Origin of the sequence: Erythrobacter sp. (assembly GCF_039988855.1) — a bacterium.
In the GTDB taxonomy this organism is placed as follows: domain Bacteria; phylum Pseudomonadota; class Alphaproteobacteria; order Sphingomonadales; family Sphingomonadaceae; genus Erythrobacter.
Window position 1 is genome coordinate 1 of record NZ_JBDXIY010000013.1, and the last position, 3314, is coordinate 3314.

At 56.8% G+C, this 3314-nt stretch carries 4 protein-coding genes; 2 read left to right on the forward strand and 2 right to left on the reverse strand.

Going from position 1 to position 3314, the window contains the following annotated elements:
* Positions 1–672 (reverse strand): CoA-binding protein (locus tag ABJ205_RS02925; protein WP_348509997.1); only part of this gene is annotated, 672 nt, incomplete at its 3' end.
* Between the two features lie 512 nt (positions 673–1184).
* Positions 1185–1910: a hypothetical protein gene (locus ABJ205_RS02930; RefSeq protein ID WP_348452634.1), complete on the reverse strand. Its 726-nt coding sequence runs from the start codon at positions 1908–1910 to the stop codon at positions 1185–1187.
* A gap of 76 nt (positions 1911–1986) precedes the next feature.
* On the opposite strand from ABJ205_RS02930, the gene ABJ205_RS02935 reads away from it, so the two are divergent.
* Both ABJ205_RS02935 and ABJ205_RS02940 read left to right on the forward strand, forming a co-directional pair.
* On the forward strand, positions 1987–2115 hold the full coding sequence (locus ABJ205_RS02935; RefSeq protein ID WP_348499748.1) for a hypothetical protein: 129 nt from the start codon (positions 1987–1989) through the stop codon (positions 2113–2115).
* Between the two features lie 44 nt (positions 2116–2159).
* A protein-coding gene (locus ABJ205_RS02940) for an IS3 family transposase (RefSeq protein ID WP_348452636.1) occupies positions 2160–3262 on the forward strand; the annotation gives its coding sequence in 2 pieces (ribosomal slippage) (positions 2160–2421 and positions 2421–3262; 1104 coding nt in all).
* Positions 3263–3314 lie beyond the last annotated feature (52 nt).

A 3314-nucleotide genomic window follows, 5' to 3' on the forward strand; every position in this document is an offset into this window, starting at 1 on the left:
CGCCGACATGAATTTGCGCGGATTGGGGATCGTCTCGAGATACATCACGATCGCGCTTGTGTGCGCGTCGCCGGCCAGCATGTCGAGCCAGTCGCCGACATCGACATCGGCCATGTCGCCCAGCGAGACGATGTGGGAAAAGCCGAGATGGTTTTCCGCCGCCCAGTCGATCAGCGAGGTCGCGATCGCGCCCGATTGCGACAAAAGCGCGATATTGCCGGGCTTGGCCGCCATATGTGCGAAGCCGGCATTGAGCCGGGCCGGCGGGATCATCAGCCCGAGCGTGTTCGGCCCGATGATGCGGAAGAGATACGGGCGGGCCGCCTCGAGCATGGCCTGGCGCAAGCCGTTCTCATGCGTCAGCCCTGCGGTGATGACCACCGCGGCGCGCGTGCCCCTGGCGCCGAGATCGCCGATGATGCCGGGCACGGTCGCCGGCGGCGTTGCGATGACGCCAAGGTCGGGAATGCCGGGCAGATCGGCGACGCCGGCATAGCAACGCCGCCCGGCGACCTCGTCATATTTCGGATTGATCGGCCAGATCTCGCCCCGAAAACCGGCATCGACGATGTTTTGCAGCACCACGCGGCCAACCGACCCTTCGCGGACCGAGGCGCCGAAGACCGCAAGCGATTTGGGATGAACGGCGTTCTCGAGATTGCGGATGGTCACTGCGATGCTCCTTGGCGCTGGGCGATGCGGGCGGATTGCACGGCACATGCGCGCCGAGTGTCCGCTCTTACGGCATCCAGACTACCTGCTCGTGAATGATTCGCCAGAGGCGCGTTCTTCTTCTGCGCAAGCGGAGAACCACACCTGAGTGGGTGAAGCGGACTGGGGCGCGGGTCAATGCCGAAAGACCATCGGGCAGATGTCCGTTGCGACGGGCATTTGGCGAAACCGCGGCGGCGGCGCAAGAACCATCCTCAACCCGCGCGGCCAAGACCCGCAATGACACCCAACACGAACCCGCTCGCCCGAGGGCCGGCGCGCCATTCGTCCAATTTATTGATTTCATTGGAAAAGTGGTGCCAGGGGCGGAATCGATTTTTTGTTGCAAGCATTTGTTTTTAAATTTTTATTAGATGATTATAATTTAATATTACCCGCGCTGTTACCCACCTTTTTTCCCGTACCGGTGGTGCGATTCCTGAAATACAACTAATTCTACCTAGATTCGTAATTCACACTCGCTTTGCTGTGATTAATCCAGCCGCGTTTAATCCTCGGTCCCAGGAGCGATTGGTCCAATAATTTCCATCCATCGATTTCCCGTCCTCTGAGACACTGAGGATTGCTGATCCATAGAACTTCTGCTCGTCGGTGGGAAGTCGAGGTTGTTTATTGACTTGGCGATACAACCACACGAGCCGTTTTGGTCGCTCTTGGCTGGCAGGAAGCAAATCGATCGAAAGGGTCCTGGACTCAAGCAGTACTGATGAAGGCGATGGGTCAATCGATAGCGAGACGCCTCGCCAAGTGTGCGATATTTTCGCTCTTAGTGTGACCAGTTGAAGCTCTGGAATCTCGGCGTCTTCCGCCAAAACATCGTACCGTCCGCTTTCAGCGCCTTTTGCTGCATTGCGTACTTTTTCAATGATTGGCCAATTGGAATTCATTTCTATTTCCCAAGTGCCGTGAAGGTCAGGAAATAGCCAGGTAGAAGCCGCGCTCCCTACGATCGGCAATTTCCAGATGGTAGCCCAAACTGGCCGCCACAACAGTGCGGCGATGATCATACCTATGGCGAAAACTATCGTTCGCGACGAGATTAACGGGCGTAAAAATTCTGCGGACTGAGGTGAGAACGACTGAACAATATCGAGGAGGAAATCTGTTACAGGCCCTCCAGCGAGTGCAAGATAGGCTATGACGCTGATTGATAATGTTCGCGGGACGAGTTTCAACAATTTTTCGCCTCCCAATTCTTGAAAAACAAAGCATGAACAACAATATGTGAATTTTAGCAATAGGGGACAAGGGTTCATGACGCGCGCAAATGCGAACGCTCTCTTTCAACGGCTTAAGACGCAGCCGAGCTTTACCAAGCGTATCCACATCCGAGCGGGCGATCCCGATGCTCTGATCCCCACAAACTGGATCGCTTTTGGTTAGATTTTTCCGCTTAGTTTTCCCTGGCTGGAATGGAGCGGAGAGCGATGAAGGCATCGAAGTTTTCGGACGCGCAGAAGGCGTTCATTCTGAAGCAGGGCGATGACGGCGTGCCCGTGGCAGAGATCTGCCGCAAGGCCGGGATCAGCCAGGCGACCTATTTCAACTGGAAGAAGAAGTATGCTGGACTGTTGCCAGATGAGATGCGCCGGCTGAAGGCCCTTGAGGACGAGAACGGTCGGCTGAAGAAGATCGTCGCTGACCTGACGCTTGATCGCGAGATGCTGCAGGACGTCATTCGCCGAAAGCTCTGAGGCCTGCCCGGAAGCGCAAGCTGGTCGACGGGATGCTGGTGGACTGGGGGATATCGATCAGACGGGCCTGCAAGGCACTGAAGTTCGAGACCTCCACCTACCACTACAAGTCCCGTCGCACCGGTCAGGCCGCGCTCGAACGAAGGATCAAGGAAATTTGCGAGACGCGGGTTCGCTACGGCTACCGGCGTGTCCACGTGCTGTTGCGTCGTGAGGGATGGACGATCAACATGAAGAAGACCCGTAGGATTTACAATGAGTTGGGACTACAGCTCAGGAACAAGCACCCCAAGCGACGGGTGAAGGCCAAGCTCAGGGAGGATCGCCAGGAGGCCATCGGACCGAACGATGTGTGGGCCATGGATTTTGTCCATGACCAGCTCGCGACCGGCAAGAAGCTCCGTGTCCTGACCATTGTCGACACTCATTCCCGCTATTGCCCAGCGGTCGATCCGCGCTTCTCCTATCGCGGCGAGGATGTCGTCCAGACGCTCGAGCGAGTATGTGGCCGTATCGGCTATCCGAAGACGATCAGGGTCGATAATGGCAGCGAGTTCATCTCCCGGGACCTCGATCTGTGGGCCTATGCGAACGATGTCACCCTCGACTTCTCACGGCCGGGCAAGCCTACGGACAACGGCTTCATCGAAGCCTTTAACAGCAAGCTGCGGGCCGAGTGTTTGAACGCACACTGGTTCCTGAGTCTTGCGGATGCCCGCGAAAAGTTGGAGGATTGGCGTAGATACTACAATGAGGTTCGGCCTCACTCGGCGATCGGATACAACGTCCCGATCGCATTACAAAATCCCGGTGGCGAAGCCAGCCCGTCACCGTGAAGAAAGCCGGAAAACTCCAGCCACCGGCGCTCCAAAGTTCGGTCTCAGAGCA

Coding starts and splice junctions, on each gene's coding strand:
- ABJ205_RS02935 (WP_348499748.1), top strand. CDS start 1,987: ATGACGCGCGCAAATGCGAACGCTCTCTTTCAACGGCTTAAGACGCAG.